The sequence below is a fragment of the Microbacterium sp. ZW3a genome (assembly GCF_057167165.1).
In genome coordinates, this window is the sequence record NZ_CM169903.1 from 743,410 (window position 1) to 760,840 (window position 17,431).

Annotated in this window: 15 protein-coding genes; 7 read left to right on the forward strand and 8 right to left on the reverse strand. The window is 70.2% G+C overall.

The window, feature by feature from the left end:
- The first annotated feature begins 157 nt into the window (after positions 1–157).
- From ACU6WY_RS03470 to ACU6WY_RS03495, 6 genes are read left to right on the forward strand one after another with little or no spacing between them, the layout of a single operon-like run.
- On the forward strand, positions 158–1,678 hold the full coding sequence (locus ACU6WY_RS03470; protein ID WP_483821073.1) for an ABC transporter ATP-binding protein: 1,521 nt from the start codon (positions 158–160) through the stop codon (positions 1,676–1,678).
- The gene (locus ACU6WY_RS03475) at positions 1,675–3,039 is read left to right on the forward strand and encodes an ABC transporter permease (RefSeq protein WP_483821074.1); all 1,365 of its coding nucleotides are present in this window, start codon (positions 1,675–1,677) and stop codon (positions 3,037–3,039) included. Before ACU6WY_RS03470 ends, ACU6WY_RS03475 begins: the two co-directional genes overlap by 4 nt.
- Complete coding sequence (locus ACU6WY_RS03480; protein ID WP_483821075.1) at positions 3,036–4,334, forward strand: ABC transporter permease; 1,299 nt, start codon at positions 3,036–3,038, stop codon at positions 4,332–4,334. Before ACU6WY_RS03475 ends, ACU6WY_RS03480 begins: the two co-directional genes overlap by 4 nt.
- 42 nt (positions 4,335–4,376) lie before the next feature.
- The gene (locus tag ACU6WY_RS03485) at positions 4,377–4,778 is read left to right on the forward strand and encodes a cytidine deaminase (protein ID WP_483821076.1); all 402 of its coding nucleotides are present in this window, start codon (positions 4,377–4,379) and stop codon (positions 4,776–4,778) included.
- Positions 4,775–6,064, forward strand: a complete 1,290-nt coding sequence (locus tag ACU6WY_RS03490; protein WP_483821077.1) for a thymidine phosphorylase — start codon at positions 4,775–4,777, stop codon at positions 6,062–6,064. The genes ACU6WY_RS03485 and ACU6WY_RS03490 overlap by 4 nt, the downstream gene beginning before the upstream one ends.
- A 23-nt stretch (positions 6,065–6,087) precedes the next feature.
- The gene (locus ACU6WY_RS03495; protein ID WP_483821078.1) at positions 6,088–7,194 is read left to right on the forward strand and encodes an adenosine deaminase; all 1,107 of its coding nucleotides are present in this window, start codon (positions 6,088–6,090) and stop codon (positions 7,192–7,194) included.
- A gap of 240 nt (positions 7,195–7,434) precedes the next feature.
- On the opposite strand, the gene ACU6WY_RS03500 is transcribed toward ACU6WY_RS03495, so the two are convergent.
- The 8 genes from ACU6WY_RS03500 to ACU6WY_RS03535 form a co-directional block, all read right to left on the reverse strand.
- Positions 7,435–8,283 (reverse strand): type IV toxin-antitoxin system AbiEi family antitoxin domain-containing protein, encoded by an 849-nt coding sequence (locus ACU6WY_RS03500; protein ID WP_483821079.1) that lies wholly within the window; start codon positions 8,281–8,283, stop codon positions 7,435–7,437.
- Between the two features lie 360 nt (positions 8,284–8,643).
- On the reverse strand, positions 8,644–9,423 hold the full coding sequence (locus tag ACU6WY_RS03505; protein ID WP_483821080.1) for an alpha/beta hydrolase: 780 nt from the start codon (positions 9,421–9,423) through the stop codon (positions 8,644–8,646).
- Position 9,424: 1 nt separating this feature from the next.
- On the reverse strand, positions 9,425–10,576 hold the full coding sequence (locus ACU6WY_RS03510) for a mannitol-1-phosphate 5-dehydrogenase (RefSeq protein ID WP_483821081.1): 1,152 nt from the start codon (positions 10,574–10,576) through the stop codon (positions 9,425–9,427).
- The gene (locus tag ACU6WY_RS03515) at positions 10,573–11,010 is read right to left on the reverse strand and encodes a PTS mannitol transporter subunit IIA (protein WP_483821082.1); all 438 of its coding nucleotides are present in this window, start codon (positions 11,008–11,010) and stop codon (positions 10,573–10,575) included. The genes ACU6WY_RS03510 and ACU6WY_RS03515 overlap by 4 nt, the downstream gene beginning before the upstream one ends.
- Positions 11,011–11,113: 103 nt before the next feature.
- Positions 11,114–12,769, reverse strand: coding sequence for a PTS mannitol transporter subunit IIBC (locus ACU6WY_RS03520; protein ID WP_483821083.1), 1,656 nt, complete (start codon positions 12,767–12,769; stop codon positions 11,114–11,116).
- A 55-nt stretch (positions 12,770–12,824) separates the two neighbouring features.
- On the reverse strand, positions 12,825–14,507 hold the full coding sequence (gene ptsP / locus ACU6WY_RS03525; protein WP_483821084.1) for a phosphoenolpyruvate--protein phosphotransferase: 1,683 nt from the start codon (positions 14,505–14,507) through the stop codon (positions 12,825–12,827).
- 13 nt (positions 14,508–14,520) lie between these two features.
- On the reverse strand, positions 14,521–14,796 hold the full coding sequence (locus ACU6WY_RS03530) for an HPr family phosphocarrier protein (protein WP_483821085.1): 276 nt from the start codon (positions 14,794–14,796) through the stop codon (positions 14,521–14,523).
- A gap of 23 nt (positions 14,797–14,819) precedes the next feature.
- Positions 14,820–15,146: a PTS sugar transporter gene (locus ACU6WY_RS03535; protein ID WP_483821086.1), complete on the reverse strand. Its 327-nt coding sequence runs from the start codon at positions 15,144–15,146 to the stop codon at positions 14,820–14,822.
- 164 nt (positions 15,147–15,310) lie between these two features.
- Between ACU6WY_RS03535 and ACU6WY_RS03540 the strand changes: the two genes are divergently transcribed.
- Positions 15,311–17,239 (forward strand): BglG family transcription antiterminator, encoded by a 1,929-nt coding sequence (locus ACU6WY_RS03540; protein ID WP_483821087.1) that lies wholly within the window; start codon positions 15,311–15,313, stop codon positions 17,237–17,239.
- The last annotated feature ends 192 nt before the right edge of the window (positions 17,240–17,431 follow it).

The following is a 17,431-nucleotide window of genomic DNA, read 5'->3' on the forward strand; positions in this document are numbered from 1 at the left end:
CTCTCCCTGGGGAGGCCGGCTCCGTGCCGGCCTCCCCTCCCTTATGAGGGGGCGGTACGCGGTACCCTTCCTCCCGGACCGGAGCCGCTCACCCCCGGGGCTCCCCTGGCGTCGGATGCTCGCCGCGTCCGACACCACAGAACCTAGGATCGGGAACATGAAGCTCGAACTCCGCGGGATCACGAAAACCTTCGGATCCCTGGTGGCGAACGATCACATCGACCTCACCGTTGAGGCCGGAGAGATCCACTGCCTGCTCGGCGAGAACGGTGCCGGCAAGTCCACCCTGATGAACGTCCTCTACGGCCTGTACCAGGCCGACGGGGGAGAGATCCTGCTGGACGACGCCGTCCAGCACTTCGCCGGGCCCGGTGACGCCATGCGCGCCGGCATCGGCATGGTGCACCAGCACTTCATGCTGATCCCGGTCTTCACCGTCGCCGAGAACGTCATGCTCGGCCATGAGCCCACGCGCTTCGGCGGGCGGCTCGACCTCGCAGCCGCGCGCGCCAAGGTCACGGAGATCTCCGACCGCTTCGGGTTCGACGTCGACCCCGACGCGCTCGTCGACGATCTGCCCGTCGGCGTGCAGCAGCGCGTCGAGATCATCAAGGCGCTCTCCCGGGATGCCAAGGTGCTCGTCTTCGATGAGCCGACCGCCGTGCTGACCCCGCAGGAGACCGACGAGCTGATGGCCATCATGCGCCAGCTGAAAGCGTCGGGCACCTCGATCGTCTTCATCACCCACAAGCTGCGGGAGGTGCGCGAGGTCGCCGACCGGATCACGGTCATCCGTCTCGGCAAGGTCGTCGGCGAGGCCGACCCGCGCGCGTCGAACGCCGAGCTCGCGTCGCTGATGGTCGGCCGGGCGGTCGAGCTGACGGTGCACAAAGAAGCTCCCCAGCTCGGCGACGTCGGACTCTCGGTCGCCAACCTCACCGTGGTCGACCCCATCGGCCAGCTCGTCGTCAACGACGTCAGCTTCGACGTGCGTCAGGGCGAGGTGCTCGCCATCGCCGGTGTGCAGGGCAACGGACAGACCGAGCTCACCGAGGCTCTGCTGGGGCTTCAGGAGCGCGTGGAGGGGTCCATCGTTCTCGACGGCGCCGAGCTCTCGGGGCGCAGCGTGCGCGCGGTGCTGGAAGCCGGGGTCGGGTTCGTTCCCGAAGACCGGAAAGAAGACGGTCTCGTGGGCGAGTTCTCGATCGCCGAGAACCTCATGCTCGACCGCGCCGACGGGGCGCCGTTCGTCAAGGGCGGGGCCATTCAGCTCTCCACGCTCGCCGACTTCGCCCGCGAGAAGGTCAGCGAGTTCGACGTGCGCACCCCCTCGATCGAGACGCCGGTGGGCCGTCTCTCCGGTGGAAACCAGCAGAAGGTCGTCCTCGCTCGTGAGCTCAGCCGCGACCTGCGACTGTTCGTTGCCGCCCAGCCCACGCGCGGCGTCGATGTGGGCTCGATCGAGTTCATCCACAAGCGCGTCATCGAAACGCGCGATGCCGGAGTCCCGGTGATCGTCGTCTCCACCGAGCTCGACGAGGTCACCGCCCTCGCCGACCGCATCATGGTCATGTACCGCGGTCGCGTGGTGGGCATCGTCCCGGGCGACACCTCGCGCGACGTCCTCGGCCTCATGATGGCCGGCGAAGCACCTCAGAACGAAGGAGTCGCCGCGTGAGCGATCCGCACAGCCCGCAGGATCCCACGGCCGCGCGCTCCGAGCGCGCCGCCGAAGTGGCCGCCGCCACCGAGGCCGACGTCGCACTCGAGGGCGGGGCCGTCATCGATACCTCCGCCGGCGCCCGCGCCGTCGCGCTCGAACCCGCCCCCGAAGAGAACCGGTGGCGCCGCGCGCTGCGCGAGATCGCCACCGGCAACGCGATCATCTCGGTGCTCGCCGTCGTCCTGGCCCTGTTGGTCGGGGCCGTGATGATCGCCGCGACCGACGAGCGCGTCCAGGCCACCGCGGGGTACTTCTTCGCGCGCCCCGGCGACACCCTCGCCGCGATCTGGCAGTCCGTTTCGGGGGCGTACGCGTCGTTCTTCCAGGGCGCGATCTACAACTTCCGGCGCCCGGAGTTCGCCACCGGCATCCGTCCCCTGACCGAGACGCTCACCTTCGCCACACCGCTGATCGCCGCCGGACTCGGTGTCGCCCTGGCGTTCCGCGTCGGCATGTTCAACATCGGTGGCCGTGGCCAGATGCTGGTTGCCGCGGCCGCGGGTGGCTACGTCGCTTTCGCCTTCGACCTGCCGTGGGGCCTGCACATGCTCGTGGCCCTCGTCGCGGGTGTCGTCGCGGGAGCCCTATGGGCGGGGATCGCCGGCGTCCTGAAGGCGCGCACGGGTGCGCACGAGGTGATCGTCACGATCATGCTCAACTACGTGGCGTTCTACCTCGTCTACTACATGCTGCGCACTCCCGGCCTGCTGCAGGCTCCGGGGTCCAACAACCCCACGACCCCCGCGATGAAAGAGACGGCGGTCTTCCCCGATCTCCTCGGCTCGGGCTACAACCTGCACTTCGGGTTCGTGCTGTCGATCGTCGCCGTCGTGGTCGTGTGGTGGATCCTCGAGCGCTCCTCGCTCGGGTTCCGATTCCGCGCCGTGGGCCTGAACCCGCACGCGGCGCGCGTGGCGGGCATCAACGTCAAGTCGATGTACGTCTATGCGATGCTCATTTCGGGCGCGCTGATCGGCCTCGCCGGCGTCGACCAGGTGCTCGGCACGGTGACCACCGGCTTCTCCAGCGGCATCGACGCGGGCATCGGGTTCGACGCGATCACCGTGGCGCTGCTGGGGCGGTCCACTCCCGTCGGCGTGCTCGTCGCCGGCATCCTGTTCGGGGCGTTCAAGGCCGGTGGCTTCGCCATGCAGGCCGCCAACGGCGTCCCCATCGACATCGTCCTGGTCGTGCAGTCGCTGATCGTGCTGTTCATCGCGGCGCCGCCGCTGGTGCGCGCGATCTTCCGCCTGCCGACCCCCGGGGCGCGCCCGTCCCAGGCCCGCGCCGCCAAGAAGAAGGAGGCGGTCCGATGAGCACCACCGTCGCGAACCCCGACGCCGCGTCCGCACGCGGCGCGCTCGACACCGCCGTCGTCGTCAGCTGGAAGGCCCCGATCGCCTACGGCGTCATCACGGTGCTTGCCGCGGTGCTGTTCGTCGTCGCACGCCAGGACGGCGACGCCGTCTTCCGCATCTCGAGCCCGGGGGAGTTCATCCAGCTGCCCGAGGTCGTGCTCGGCGGCGTGGTCACGGGGGCGGTCTGTACCGTCCTGCTGATTCTCGTCACGGTCGCGAGCGCGCTCCTGGTGCGGGCGCGCCGCCGGCCCCCGATCTGGCTCGCCGTGATCTTCGCGGTGGTGTTCATGGTCGGCTTCTTGACCTGGGCCGCCGCGGGAGCGACGACGGCGGTCATCCCGCTGACCGGACTCCTCGCCGGCGGTCTGAGCCTGTCGGTTCCGCTGATCTTCGGTGCCATGTGCGGCGTGCTCAGCGAGCGCGTCGGCGTGGTCAACATCGCCATCGAGGGTCAGCTGCTCGCGGGCGCCTTCACGTCCGCGGTCGTGGCGACCCTCACGGGCAACCCGTTCATCGGCCTTCTCGCCGCGGCGGTCGCGGGTGTCCTGGTGTCGTTCGTCCTGGCCGCGTTCGCGATCAAGTACTTCGTCGACCAGGTGATCGTCGGTGTCGTGCTGAACGTGCTCGTGGTCGGCGTGACGAGCTTCCTGTTCTCGCAGTTGCTCGCTCCCAACTCCGCGATGCTCAACTCGCCGCCGCGCTTCGCACGCCTGCCCATCCCGGTGCTGGCCGATATCCCCGTCATCGGGCCGATGCTGTTCAACCAGACCGTCATCGTGTACCTGATGTACATCACGGTCGTCGTCGTGTACATCGGCCTGTTCCACACCCGCTGGGGCCTGCGTCTTCGCGCCGTCGGTGAGCACCCCCAGGCCGCGGACACCGTCGGTATCAACATCGCGCGCACGCGGTTCTGGAACGTCGCGCTCGGCGGGGCCATCGCGGGTCTGGGTGGGGCGTTCTTCACGCTCGGTTCCGTCGGGGCCTTCAACAAAGAGATGACGGCCGGAGCGGGGTACATCGCCCTCGCCGCGGTCATCTTCGGTCAGTGGGACCCGATCCGGGCGACGCTCGCGGCCCTGCTGTTCGGCTTCGCGTCGAACCTGCAGAACACCCTCGGTGTCATCGGTTCGCCGGTGCCGAGCGAGTTCATGCTCATGCTGCCGTACGTCGTGACGATCTTCGCCGTCGCTGGTCTGGTCGGAAAGGTCCGCGGACCCGCGGCTGCCGGCAAACCGTACATCAAGGGCTGATCCGGCCCGCTTTCCCTTCACGAGAGGACCCTCTGCTCCACGATGACCGACATCGACTGGGACGAACTCCGTTCCGCGGCGACTGACGCCATGCACCGCGCCTATGCGCCCTACTCCCGCTTCAAGGTCGGGGCGGCCGCGCTCGTCGCTGACGGCCGCATCGTTTCGGGGTGCAACGTCGAGAACGCCTCCTACGGGGTAACCCTGTGCGCCGAGTGCGGGCTGGTGTCCGAGCTGCACATGAGCGGCGGGGGGCAGCTGGTGGCGTTCGTGTGCGTCGACGGCGAGGGCCGCACACTCATGCCGTGCGGGCGGTGCCGCCAGCTGCTGTTCGAGCACGCCATCCCCGGCATGCTGCTGGAGACCGTCAGTGGCATCCGGACCATCGACGAGGTCCTGCCCGACGCCTTCGGACCCCGTGACCTCGAGGAGGCGACGCGATGAGCGCCGAGCAGTACGACGCCGTCGACATCATCCGCGCCCAGCGTGACGGGCGCGCCATCACCGAGGGCGAGATCCGCTGGCTGGTCGACGCCTACACGCGTGGCTACGTCATGGACGCGCAGATGTCGGCCTTCACGATGGCGGTGCTCCTCAACGGCCTCGGCCGCGACCAGATTCGGGTGCTGACGGATGCCATGATCGCCTCGGGCGAGCGCATGAACTTCTCGTCGCTCGACAAGCCCACCGTCGACAAGCACTCCACGGGCGGCGTCGGCGACAAGATCACTCTGCCCCTGGCCCCCCTCGTCGCCGCTTTCGGCGTCGCGGTCCCGCAGCTCTCGGGCCGCGGCCTCGGGCACACCGGGGGAACGCTCGACAAGCTCGAATCGATCCCGGGCTGGCGTGCCGCCCTGTCCAACGACGAGATCCTCGCGCAGCTGGCCGACGTCGGCGCCGTCATCTGTGCCGCCGGTACGGGCCTCGCGCCCGCCGACAAGAAGCTCTACGCGCTGCGTGACGTCACCGGCACGGTCGAGGCGATCCCGCTGATCGCGTCGAGCATCATGTCGAAGAAGATCGCCGAGGGTACCGACTCGCTCGTACTCGACGTGAAGTTCGGCTCCGGGGCGTTCATGCAGGACATCGATCGCGCGCGCGAGCTCGCCGAGACGATGGTCGCCCTCGGCACCGATTCGGGCGTGAACACCACGGCGCTGCTGACCGACATGAACACCCCGCTCGGCCGCGCCATCGGCAACGCCAACGAGGTGCGGGAATCGGTCGAGGTGCTCGCCGGCGGCGGCCCCGCCGATGTCGTCGAGCTCACCGTCGCCCTGGCCCGCGAGATGCTCACGCTCGCCGGCCGTCCCGACGCCGACGTCGAGGCCGCCCTGGCCGACGGTCGCGCGATGGACGTGTGGAAGCGCATGATCCGCGCGCAAGACGGCGACCCGGATGCCGCGCTCCCCACGCCCCGCGAGACCCACACGGTCGTCGCCGAGCGCTCGGGCGTCGTGACCCGTGTCGAGGCGCTGCCGTTCGGCATCGGCGCCTGGCGTCTGGGCGCCGGACGCGCCCGGGCCGAGGACGCCGTTGTGCACGCCGCGGGCATCGACCTGCACGTCACCGTCGGCGAATCCGTTACCGCCGGTCAGCCGCTGTTCACCCTGTCCGCCGATGATGAGACGCGCTTCGACCGCGCCCTCGCCGCGGTGGAGGGGGCGTGGGAGATCGGCGACACCGCTCCCGCGCACACCCCGCTCGTGCGCGAGCGCATCACCGCGTGACGGCATCCGACCCAAGGAGCACCATGGCCACCGACGACGTCCGCATCCAGGGCAAGAAGCTGAAGAGCTTGCCGAAAGTGTCGCTGCACGACCACCTCGACGGCGGCATGCGCGCGCAGACGGTGCTCGAACTGGCCGACGACCTCGATCTCGACCTGCCGGCCGATGACGCCGCGGGCCTTGAGGACTGGTTCTCCGATCACGTCGAATCGGGCTCGCTCGAGGACTACCTCGAGAAGTTCTCGCTGACCGTCGGGGTGCTGCAGACCCGCGAAGGCCTCGTGCGCGCGGCGAAGGAGTTCGTCGAAGACCTCGCCGACGACGGTGTCGTGTACGGCGAGGTGCGTTGGGCACCTGAGCAGCACCTGACGCGCGGCCTGAGCCTCGACGATGTGGTGGATGCCGTGCAGGAGGGCATCGAAGAGGGGGAAGATGCCGCCGACGCCCGCGGCAAGGACATCCGGGTGGGGCAGCTTCTCACCGCGATGCGCCAGGGGTCTCGTTCGCGCGAGATCGCCGAGCTGGCGGTGGAGTGGCGGAGCCGCGGCGTGGTCGGCTTCGACCTCGCCGGTCCCGAGGACGGCTTCCCGGCTTCGAATCACCGCGCGGCGTTCGACTACCTCGCCGAGCAGTTCTTCCCCACGACGGTGCACGCCGGCGAAGGGGCGGGGCTGGCATCCATTCGCTCGGCACTGCTCGACGGTCGGGCCCTGCGCCTCGGCCACGGGGTGCGCATCGCCAACGACCTCGACGTCGTCTCGCGCGAGGGGGAGGAAGTGCTCGTCACCTTCGGTGACATGGCGCGCTGGGTCCGGGATCGCGAGATCACCCTGGAGCTGTCGCCGACGTCGAACCTGCAGAGCGGGGCGGTCACCGCCTGGGGCGACACGATGGACGCCCACCCGTTCGACCTGCTGTACCAGCTGGGCTTCTCGGTGACGGTGAACGTCGACAACCGCCTGATGAGCCGCACGACCCTCACCCGTGAGCTGGCGCTGCTGGCCGAGGCGTTCGATTACGACCTCGACGATCTCGAGGCGTTCCAGCTCAACGCCGCCGCGGGGGCGTTCCTGCCGGTCGAGGAGCGCGAGGAGCTCATCGAGATCATCGCCGAGGGCTTCCAGCGCTGAGCGCCGTCGGTCCGCCGCGTTGCTGCCGGGTCCTTCGCCGCCGTGCCGGCGGCGAAACTCCTGACAGGTTGCGCCGGCGCGCCAGATTCGAGCGATGCGAAGCGGCTCAGGCAGGAGTTCTCAGGAGTTCGGTCGCCGCCGCCCGACCGCGTCGGGGCCGCGCGCAGAGCGCCAAACTCCTGAGAACTCGAACCGCAGGCGGCCGGAGATGGGCGCACCGCCCGCGCTGAGCTCGAGTTCTCAGGAGTTCGGCCCGGGAGCGCCGCGGACGATGATCCGTGCGAGCGCGGCCTGCACCTGTTCGGGGCGAAAGAGGATGTCCTCCGCGAGGAGGCGCACGGTCGAGTACCCGCGCTCCATCGCCGCCAGATCCCGCCGGCGATCCTTCTTGTGGTTCTGCCATGTTCCGTGGAACTGCTCGCTGTCGCACTCGACGATGAGCCAGCCGTTCACCAGAAGGTCGACGCGGCCGACGCCGTCAATGCGCACTTGCAATTCCACCTGGCATCCGAGGCTCCGGAGCATCAGCCGAACGAACGTCTCCGTGCCCGCCTCGCTCTGCGGATTCAGCAACCGACGAAGCACCCGGTACCGCCGCGGCACGCGTGCGAAAACGTCGTCGATACCCGCTTCGTCGACCAGCCCCAGGTGCCACGCGTTGTCGAGCGTGGCCACGGCCGAGCGGGGAGCCTGGCACCGGATCGCCTGAGCAAGAGCTTCCACGACGTCGACGATGGGGCTGTCCCGTTGCGCGTCCGTCGGTCTCCAGTGGTAGCGCACCCCGTGGGGTGACCTGGGGCGGCGGCTGGCCAGGGGATCCTGCTGCACGTGCAGATCTGAGCGGTGATGCACGAAGACGCCGAGCATCGCGAGCAGACTGACGCAATCGAGCCGTCCGCCCACACGTGCTGCGGCGAGGACCTCGGCGGGAGTGTTGGCCATGAGGAATCGCCCGCGCCGAACGCGCACGATCACGCCGGCGGCCACCGCACGGGCGATCGCATCGCGGGACCAGCCCGCGGCCCGCAGATCGCGGGTGGCCTTCACAGGTGAGATCGGCTGCCTGAGCCGTGAGTCGGGGGATGCCATCGGCCCACCGTGGCCGATCCTCGTGCTCGCGGCGGCCCCGCTGGGTGGATCTGTGGACAGAATCGCCTGTGGAGGAGGCGTCCGATGCGGGTGGCGACCGGGGCGGAACTCCTGACTCACGCGCGGGAGTGGGCACCGGGTTGCGGCACAGGAGGTCGGAACGACGGTTCTTCAGGAGTTCGGCCCGGTCGGCGCGGCGAAGGCTGGAGAACGGCAGTCGGGGCGGGCCCACCGACCTGCCGCCGCCGCAACCTGCCGCCGCCCCAACCTGCCGCCGCCCCAACCTGCCGCCGCCCCAACCTGCCGCCGCGCCGACCTGCCGCCGCCGCCCCAACCCGCCGCCGGACCACACGGCGCGCGTCAGCGCGCGGGCAGGAAGGCGTCGAGCTGATCGGCGATGACCCGGTCGACCTCGGCGCGGTCGATCGTCGGGGTGCCGTCGCCGGCCTGCGGGCCGTACGCGCCGAACGACGCGTGGGAGGCACCGGGAATCTCCACGAACACGGCGTCGGAGGGCAGCTCTTTCGCGGCGTCGGCGATCTTCTGCGGCGTCGACAGGCGGTCTTCGGAACCGGACAGGCTCAGCACCGGCAGCCCCGACCCGGACAGGTCGTTCGCGCAATACGAGGCGAACAGCACGAGGGCGTCGGCCTCTCCCGCGAGCTGGCACGCGCGCACGCCGCCGAGCGAGTGCCCGCCGACCGCCCAGCTCTGCACGTCCGGGGCGAGGTCGGTGAAGGTCGCCAGCGGCCGTGGGTCGAAGAACGCCAGGTTCAGCCACGGGCGGGTGATCACGACCGTCACACCGTCATCGACCACCGTGTCGGAGAGGGTCGCGACGTACCCGAGGGCGTCGACCTTCGCGCCGGGAATGAACACCAGACCCCGACCGGTGTCTCCGGTGGTCGGGGAGAGCACGATTCCCGCCCCGTCCTCGGTGATCGTCATGCCGGGGTTCGCGCGCGCCTCGGCCAGCGGATCGGCTTCGGCGCCCATCACGCCCACCTGGCTGTAGATCAGGATGCCACCGACGAGCAGCAGCACGAGGGCACCGAGGCCCCCGAGAATCCAGCGCAAGACACGAAAACGCCGACGGGGCGCACGGGGCGCCCCGTCGGCGGACGGGCTGGTGTCGGTCACCTCAGGAGCGTAGCGCTGCCTGCCGTGCCGAGACGATCTCGGCGATGCGGGGGAACAGCGGGTGCTCGGGGGAGAGTCCGGTCACCTGCGCCGTGAAGGCGTCGGCGTCGAGCTCGCCGAGGAGCCGCTGCAGCTCCACGGCCTGGGCGTCCTCGGCATCCTGGAACTCCAGGCCCGCGGCCATGGCGGCCACGAGGGCGTCCACGGGGAGCCCGCGCTCGATCGCCTCGGCAGCCGGCCCCACGAAACGCTCGTGACGCGAGAGCTTGCGCAGCGGCTGGCGGCCGACGCGCCCCACGGTGTCGGGGAGGGCCGGGTTACGGAAGCGCTGCAGGATCGTGTCGCGGTACTGTCCCTGCACGTCGGCGTCGAGCTCGTGCTTCTGCACGAGCAGCGCGCTGGTCTCCTGCAGGACCGCCTCGACCTTGGCAGCGATCGCGGGGTCGCTCAGCGCGTCAGCGATGCGCTCGATCCCGGCCTGCGCGCCGAAGTAGGCCGTCGTGGCGTGGCCTGTGTTGACCGTGAAGAGCTTGCGTTCGATGTACGGGGTGAGGTCGTCGACGAAGTGCGCGCCGGGGATGTGCGGCGGGGTGTCGCCGAACGGCCGGCGCTCGATCGCCCACTCGTAGAACGGCTCGACCGTCACGTCGACACCGCCGACCGCCTGCGCGGGAACGATGCGGTCGACGGCGGTGTTGGCGAACACCGCCCGGGAATCGAGGGCGTCCCAGGAGTCGCCCGCCAGCTCCACGACGTGCTCGCGCAGCTGGTCGGTCGCGCCGATGGCGTTCTCGCACGCCATGATCTGCAGGGGCGGCTGCGCCGGGTCGCGCAGCGCGAGACCCGCGACGATGTGCGGGGCGACGAACTTCAGGATCGTGGGGCCGACGGCGGTGGTGACCACGTTCGCCGTGGCGATCTCGTCGACGAGGGCCTCGGCATCCGTCGAGCTGTCGATCGCGCGGAAGCCGGTCACGGTCTTGTCGGTACCGCCTTCGCCGACCTCGTGAACGGTGTACTCGGATGCCGCGTTGATCGCGGCGACGAGGGGAGCGGCGACGTCGGAGAAGACGAGCTCGTAGCCGCCCTCGTGGAGCAGCAGACCGACGAAGCCCCGGCCGATGTTCCCGGCGCCGAAGTGGACGGCCTTCATGCGTTGACGGAGCCCGACAGGGCCTGGAAGAGCTCCTCGGGGGAGGAAGCTGCCTTCAGACGCACGACGTCGTCTTCTTCCGAGAAGAGGATGGCGATCTGCGACAGGATCTCGAGGTGCTCGTCGCCCTTGCCGGCAATGCCGATGACGAAGGTCACGGGCTCCCCGCCCCAGTCGACGCCGCCGTCGTAGCGGACCACGGAGAGACCCGAGGTCAGGATGGCCTGCTTGGTCTCGTTGGTGCCGTGGGGGATCGCGAGTTCGTTGCCCATGTAGGTGGACACCGTCTCCTCGCGCTGCTGCATGGCGGTGAAGTACTCGCCGGTGACGGATCCGGCTGCTTCGAGCAGATCGGCCGCCTCCTTCATCGCCTCCTCGCGAGTGGCGCTGCCGGGGTGGATACGGACGGATTCGATGCGGAGGACGTCTGACATGGTTCTCGCCTTTCTCGTCGTGCTTTCCAGCCTCGCAGGAAGCGGGCCGGACGGGAAGACGGAGGGGCCGGTGCGCATGCCCCGGCCCCTCCGTGGGAGTGGATTACTTCGCGTCGTGCTGGGCGCGGACCATCTCCACGACCTCGTCGTACTTCGGCGAGTTCATGAAGTTGTCCACCGACACGTGGATCGCGTCGGGGTTCTGCGCCTTCGCGCGGTCGGTGAGCTGGTTCTGCGTGATGACCAGGTCGGCGGTGCCGTCGAGGTTCGCGATCGCCGCGTTGGTGACGGTGACGCCCTCGATGCCGGCCTTCTTGATCTTGTTGCGCAGGACGCTCGCACCCATCGCGGAGGAGCCCATGCCGGCGTCGCACGCGAACACGATCGCGTTGACCTGCGTGGTCGCCACCGAGCCGCCGAGGCCGCCCAGGGCGCCGTCGACATCGCGGTCGGCCGACGCGGTGACGTCGCTGCCGGTGCGGGTGCGCAGGGCACCGAGGGTCGAGGACTCCTTGCCCTTGTTGGCTTCGGTCTGGTCGATCGCCGCGGCGAACGCGTCGTCGCCGCCCTCGGCCGCAAGGTCGCGCTTGCGCGAGGCCCGCAGGATGACACCTGCCACGAGGAACGTGACGACCGCGGAGAGAACCACCGAGAGGTAGACCACCACGAGGTTGCCGACGCCCGGGCCGATGGCGGCGACAGTGACGGCGATGATGCTGCCCGGTGCGGCCGGGAACGCGAGGCCACCGCCGAGGAGCATGTTCGTGGTGACACCGGTGGCGCCACCGGCGATGAGCGCGAGGATCGTCATCGGCTTGGCGAGCGCGTACGGGAAGTAGATCTCGTGGATGCCACCGAAGAACTGGATGATGATCGCGCCCGGGGCCGAGGCCTTCGCCGCGCCGACACCGAAGAAGGTGAAGGCGAGCAGCAGACCGAGGCCGGGGCCGGGGTTGGCCTCGATGAGGAAGAGGATCGACTTACCGGTCTCCGCCGCCTGCTCGATACCGAGCGGGGTGAACACGCCGTGGTTGATGGCGTTGTTGAGGAAGAGGACCTTCGCGGGCTCGACGATGATCGACAGGAGCGGGAGCAGGTTGTACTGCACGAGCCACCCGACGATGCCACCGAGGAACGCGCTGATGCCGAGGAACACCGGACCGAAGGCGAAGAAGCCGACGATCGCGAGGACCATGCCGAGGATGCCGGCCGAGAAGTTGTTGACCAGCATCTCGAAGCCGGGGCGGATCTTGCCGTCCCAGAGACGGTCCATCTGCTTGGTGACCCACGCCGCGAGCGGGCCCATGATCATCGCGCCGAGGAACATCGGGATGTTGGTGCCGAGGATGACACCCATCACCGCGATCGAGGCGACCACGCCACCGCGCGCGCCGTACACCATGCGACCACCGGTGTTGGCGATGAGCAGGGGCAGGAGGTACGTGATCATCGCACTGACCAGGCCGACGTAGCCCTGGTAGGTACCGTCGACGCCCTCGGTGAGCGCCGTCATGGCGCCCGGCCAGCCGATGACGGCGGCGTCGCCGCCACCGCCGAGGATCTCGGCGACGGGGGCCCAGTGCCACCCGAACGGGCTCTTCGCACCGAAGAAGCCGGCGGGAATGAAGAGCATGGTGATCAGGCCCCACGCGATGAACGCCGCGATGTTGGGCATGATCATGCCGGAGAGGAACGTCCCGAATCGCTGGACCGCGACGCGAGCACCTCCCGGCTTCTTGGTTGTCGACGTCGTCGTCATGGCTGTGTCTCCTTGTAGTCGGATGCGACCGGGGTCGCGGGGTGAAGGGCGCGGCTCAGGCCGCGGGGGATGCGGAGGCGGCCTGGGCCGCTTCCCGTGCAGAGGCCGCGTCGTCGGCGGCCAGCGCGGCCTCCGCGATGCGGCGGGCATCGTCGAGAGTGTGGGTGAGCAGGGTGGCGCGCACGTCGGCGAGGGCCGTGGGGGCCATCGACAGCGTGGTGGCGCCGAGTCCGACGAGAACGACCGCCAGCAGCGGGTCGGCGGCAGCCTCGCCGCAGATGCCGACGGGCTTGCCGTTCGCGCGTCCGGCGGCGCCGACCTCGCGGATCAGGCGCAGGACGGCCGGATGCCACGGGTCTTGGAAGGACGCGACCGAACCGAGCAGCCGGTCGGCGGCGAGCGTGTACTGCGTCAGGTCATTCGTCCCGATCGAGGCGAAGTCGGCGATCTGCAGGATGCGGTCCGCCAACAGCGCGGAGGAGGGGACCTCCACCATCACGCCCGTGGTCTTCAGACCGTAGTCCTTGGCCAGCGCGGTGAAGTAGCGGGTCTCCTCGACCGTGGACACCATCGGTGCCATGACCCACAGGTCCGCCGGGCCGGCCTCGGTCTTGCGGGTCTCGGCATCCGCTTCGGCGAGGGCGGTCAGCTGCTCGCGCAGGATGTCCTCGCTCGCGCGGAGGGCCCGCAGGCCGCGGAGGCCCAGGGCCGGGTTCTCCTCGTGGGCGTCGTTGAGGAACGGCAGCGGCTTGTCGGCGCCGGCGTCGAGCACGCGCACGACGACCTTCTTGCCGGGGAAGGCGCTGAGGAGCTCGATGTAGGCGGCGCGCTGCTCCTCGACGGTGGGGGCGGAGCTGGAGCTGAGGAAGAGGAACTCCGTGCGGAACAGGCCCACACCTTCGGCGCCGAGCTCGACCGCCTCAGCGGCACCGCCGGGCTTGCCGAGGTTCGCCAGAAGGGGCACCTTCGTCCCGTCGGCGAGCGCGCCGTCGGTGATGGGCGCCGCGGCGGCGGAGGCGCGCGCCGCGGCACGGTTCGCGGCCCGCGCGAGGTCGTCGTCGCTCGGGTCGACCGTGACGACGCCGGCGGCGGCATCCACGATCACCGTCTGGCCGTCGACGAGGTCTTTCGCGCCGGACGCACCGACGATCGCGACGATCGACTTCTCGCGGGCGAGGATCGCGGTGTGCGAGGTGGGCCCGCCCTCGGTGGTCACGAGCGCCAGCACCTTGTCGAGGTCGAGCAGCGCCGTGTCGGCGGGAGCGAGGTCTTTGGCGACCAGCACGAACGGGTGGCCGGGATCGGGGATGCCGGGAGCGGCGACGCCCCGCAGACGCGCGATGACGCGCTGGGCGACGTCGTCGAGGTCGGCGGCGCGCTCACCCAGGTATCCGCCGAGGGCGATGAGCTGCTCGCGGAACGAGGCGAAGGCGTCGTGGACGGCGAACTCGCCGTTCTTGCCCGCGGCCAGACGTGAGTTGACCTCGGCTTCGAGGGTCGGGTCCTCGGCGATCATCGCCTGGGCCTCCAGCACGTCACGGGCCGCGCCACCCGCCTCGGCGCCGCGCTGCTCGAGTTCGCGCGCGACGGCGGCGACGGCCTCGCGCACGCGCGCCGTCTCTTCCTCGACCGACCGCTCGCTGGGGGCGTCCTTCGGGGCGGGCAGGGGCTCGGCCATGCGCGCGATGGGGCCCTGGGCCACGCCCAGTCCGATTCCGACTCCACGGAGTTCCGTCATGTTCCTGTGTTCCTTACTCGGCGTCGTGGTCGGTGGTCAGAAGCTCGGCGAGGCGCTCGAGCGTCGCGTCGGCGGTGTCGCCGTCGGCGGTGAGGGTCACGTAGTCGCCCTGCTCGAGACCGAGCGCGATGATCCCCAGGATGCTGGCGGCGTTCACCGGCGATCCGGCGTCCTTCGCGATCGTCACCGGGATGCCGGCATCCTTCGCCGCCTGGGCGAAGAGCTTCGCGGGGCGGGCGTGCAGGCCGTGCGACGAGCCGATACGGACCGTCCGGGTGAGCTGGGGCATGGGGGTTCCTTTCCGGCGGCGGGTCAAACGGTGTCCGTGGACTCCCGCGCGCTCATTGCCTCTTCCACGAGTGCGAGCGTGCGGGTACCGGTCCGGTCGGTGAAGACGTCCTCGGGCAGCAAGACGACGCGCACCCCCCGTGTCGCGGCATCCTGTCGAATCCGCTCCAGGTCAGGGGCCAGGTGCGGGCCGACGAGAACGATGTCGGTCGCGTCGAGGTCGATCGGGAGCGACCTCACGGTCCCCGCCGAAGCGGAGTAGGGGAGGCCGCGATCGTGGGCTGCGTGACGAACACGCTGTGCAACGAACGTGCTGGACGCACCAGCGCCGCACACCACGAGGATCCTCATCGACCCGCCTCCTTCCTCTCGATTGTGAACAACGCGTTCACAGCGGACAACCAGGTTCGTTTCCCACCCCCCGGAACGTGGATGCCGCGGCCCCGCGCCGCGGGGGATGCCGCGTGGTTGGATGGAGAGAGCGCTGCCATCCTGGGCGGCGCGGAGGACGGATCGTGACGACGAAAGCTCGCCAAGACCGCCTGCTGGCCCTGCTGCTGCGGGAAGCGGAGTGGTCTACCGCCGCGTCCCTGGCCGATGCGCTGGGTGTGACGCCGCGGAGTGTCCGCTCCTACGTCACGGCCGTGAACGCGCGGGTGGCCGGCGGCGCGGCGATCGAATCCGGACCCTTGGGATACCGGGCCGGCGTCGCCGCGGCCATCGCGTTGCGGTCCGGCTCGTCCGCGGACACGGGGACGCCCCGCGACCGCCTGCACACGCTCGTGCGGCGGCTGCTCGACTCGACCGACGGGATCGACGTGTTCGAGACCGCCGACTCCCTGCACGTCAGCGCCGCAACGCTCGAGGCCGACCTGGCACGCGTGCGCGGACTTCTCGGCGGAACCGAGCTGACCCTGGAGCGGTCGGCATCCACCGCGCGACTGCGCGGCACCGAGGTTGCGCAGCGGCGCCTGTTGTCCAAGCTCGCCCACGACGAGATGGATGCCGGGATGTTCGACCTCGACGCGCTGCGCCGCACACTCGGCGAGCGCTCGGTGGGGGCCCGCGCGTTCGGGCCGTTCAAGGCCGAGCTCGTCGCCGAGCTGGGGTCGCTCGGGTATTTCGTCAACGAGATCGGCATCGGCGACGTCGTCATGCACATCGCCATCGCGGCCGATCGCGTCACGCGCGACCGCGGTCTCGGGGCCGCCGCCGGCGAGGCCTCCGACGCCGCCGACGCGGTCGCGGCGCTGCTAGACCGACTCACCCTCAAGCACATCGGCGTTCAGCTGGGCGCCGGCGATCTCCGACACCTCGCCATGCTCGTGCTGACGCGCATCGTCGCGCCGGGCGCCCCCGCGGGCGACGATGTGCGGGTGCGCCTCGACCCCGCGGTCGAAGAAGCGGTGCGCGCGGTCGTCGAGGCCGCGGCATCCCAGTTCCTCGTCGACATCGCCCACGCCGACTTCATCATGCGGCTGGCGCTGCACGTGCAGAATCTGCTCCATCGTTCGCGCGAGCAGGCGTGGTCGCGCAATCCGCTCACGCGCTCGCTGAAATCGACGTACCCGATGATCTTCGAGGTCGCGGTGTACATCGCCAAGGGACTGCAGGACGCCCTCGGCATCCCGATTCTCGACGACGAGATCGCCTACATCGCGATGCACGTCGGCGGGCGCCTCGAGCGCAGCCGCCGGTCCGATCAGCTGCTGACGGCGACGATCGTGTGCCCCGGCTACTACGAGCTGCACGAATTGCTGCGCTCGAGCGTCGACCGGTCGCTGGGGCAGGCGATCGAGGTCGTCGGCGTCGAGACCCGCATCGACCCGGCGTGGGATTCCATCGACACCGACCTGGTGCTCACCACCATCGATCCGCCGCGCGCGGGCGACCGGTTCGTGCGCATCCAGCCGTTCCTCACCGACGCCGACGTCGAGCGGGTGCAGTCCGCCGCGTCGCGCGTGCGGCGGGGGCGACGCCTCGCGCGGCTGCGCGCGGAGCTCGAGGGGTACTTCGCCGCGGATGCCTTCGTGCGCGGGCTGGATGCCGCCGAGGGCGAGGCCGGCGTCATTCGGCGCCTCGGAGGGTTGCTGGTCGACCAGGGCGTGATCGACGACGACTACGTCACCCGGGCCGTGGAGCGCGAGGCGATCTCGTCGACCGCCTTCACCGACGCTCTGGCCGTGCCGCACGCCATGGGCATGACCGCGACCCAGACCCGCATCGCGATCGGCATCGCCGACCCGTCGATCGCCTGGGGCGAGGGCCGCGTGCAGGTGGTGGCGCTCGTGGCGTTCTCCGAGACCGACCGCGAGGCGTTCCAGACCGTGTTCGAGCAGTTCGTCGAGGTGTTCAGCGAGCGCGAGAGCGTGCAGCGCATCGTCCGCCGCGCGACGAGCTTCCCCGCGTTCCTCGACGAGCTGGTCGCGGTGATCGACGGCTGACGCCCGACGGCGGCTGGGATTCCGCGGTCGCTGTCTTGGGGCGGAATCCGTGCGCCGGGGCGGTCATCGCACGCCCCGCTGCACGGATCGCGCCCCTGTGGGCGCGGGGCCCGCGTGCGGGGCGCTGGGGCACAATTCGTGCGCCGGGGCGGTCATTGTGCGCCCCGTTGCACGGATCGCGCCCCGAAGGCT

What these genes read in the sequence shown, in the direction of transcription:
- ACU6WY_RS03515 (WP_483821082.1), bottom strand. Translation starts at nt 11,010, where the DNA reads ATGTCAGACGTCCTCCGCATCGAATCCGTCCGTATCCACCCCGGCAGC.
- ACU6WY_RS03485 (WP_483821076.1), top strand. Translation starts at nt 4,377, where the DNA reads ATGACCGACATCGACTGGGACGAACTCCGTTCCGCGGCGACTGACGCC.
- ACU6WY_RS03495 (WP_483821078.1), top strand. Translation starts at nt 6,088, where the DNA reads ATGGCCACCGACGACGTCCGCATCCAGGGCAAGAAGCTGAAGAGCTTG.
- ACU6WY_RS03490 (WP_483821077.1), top strand. Translation starts at nt 4,775, where the DNA reads ATGAGCGCCGAGCAGTACGACGCCGTCGACATCATCCGCGCCCAGCGT.
- ACU6WY_RS03535 (WP_483821086.1), bottom strand. Translation starts at nt 15,146, where the DNA reads ATGAGGATCCTCGTGGTGTGCGGCGCTGGTGCGTCCAGCACGTTCGTT.
- ACU6WY_RS03480 (WP_483821075.1), top strand. Translation starts at nt 3,036, where the DNA reads ATGAGCACCACCGTCGCGAACCCCGACGCCGCGTCCGCACGCGGCGCG.
- ACU6WY_RS03530 (WP_483821085.1), bottom strand. Translation starts at nt 14,796, where the DNA reads ATGCCCCAGCTCACCCGGACGGTCCGTATCGGCTCGTCGCACGGCCTG.
- ACU6WY_RS03470 (WP_483821073.1), top strand. Translation starts at nt 158, where the DNA reads ATGAAGCTCGAACTCCGCGGGATCACGAAAACCTTCGGATCCCTGGTG.
- ACU6WY_RS03510 (WP_483821081.1), bottom strand. Translation starts at nt 10,576, where the DNA reads ATGAAGGCCGTCCACTTCGGCGCCGGGAACATCGGCCGGGGCTTCGTC.
- ACU6WY_RS03500 (WP_483821079.1), bottom strand. Translation starts at nt 8,283, where the DNA reads ATGGCATCCCCCGACTCACGGCTCAGGCAGCCGATCTCACCTGTGAAG.
- ptsP (WP_483821084.1), bottom strand. Translation starts at nt 14,507, where the DNA reads ATGACGGAACTCCGTGGAGTCGGAATCGGACTGGGCGTGGCCCAGGGC.
- ACU6WY_RS03520 (WP_483821083.1), bottom strand. Translation starts at nt 12,769, where the DNA reads ATGACGACGACGTCGACAACCAAGAAGCCGGGAGGTGCTCGCGTCGCG.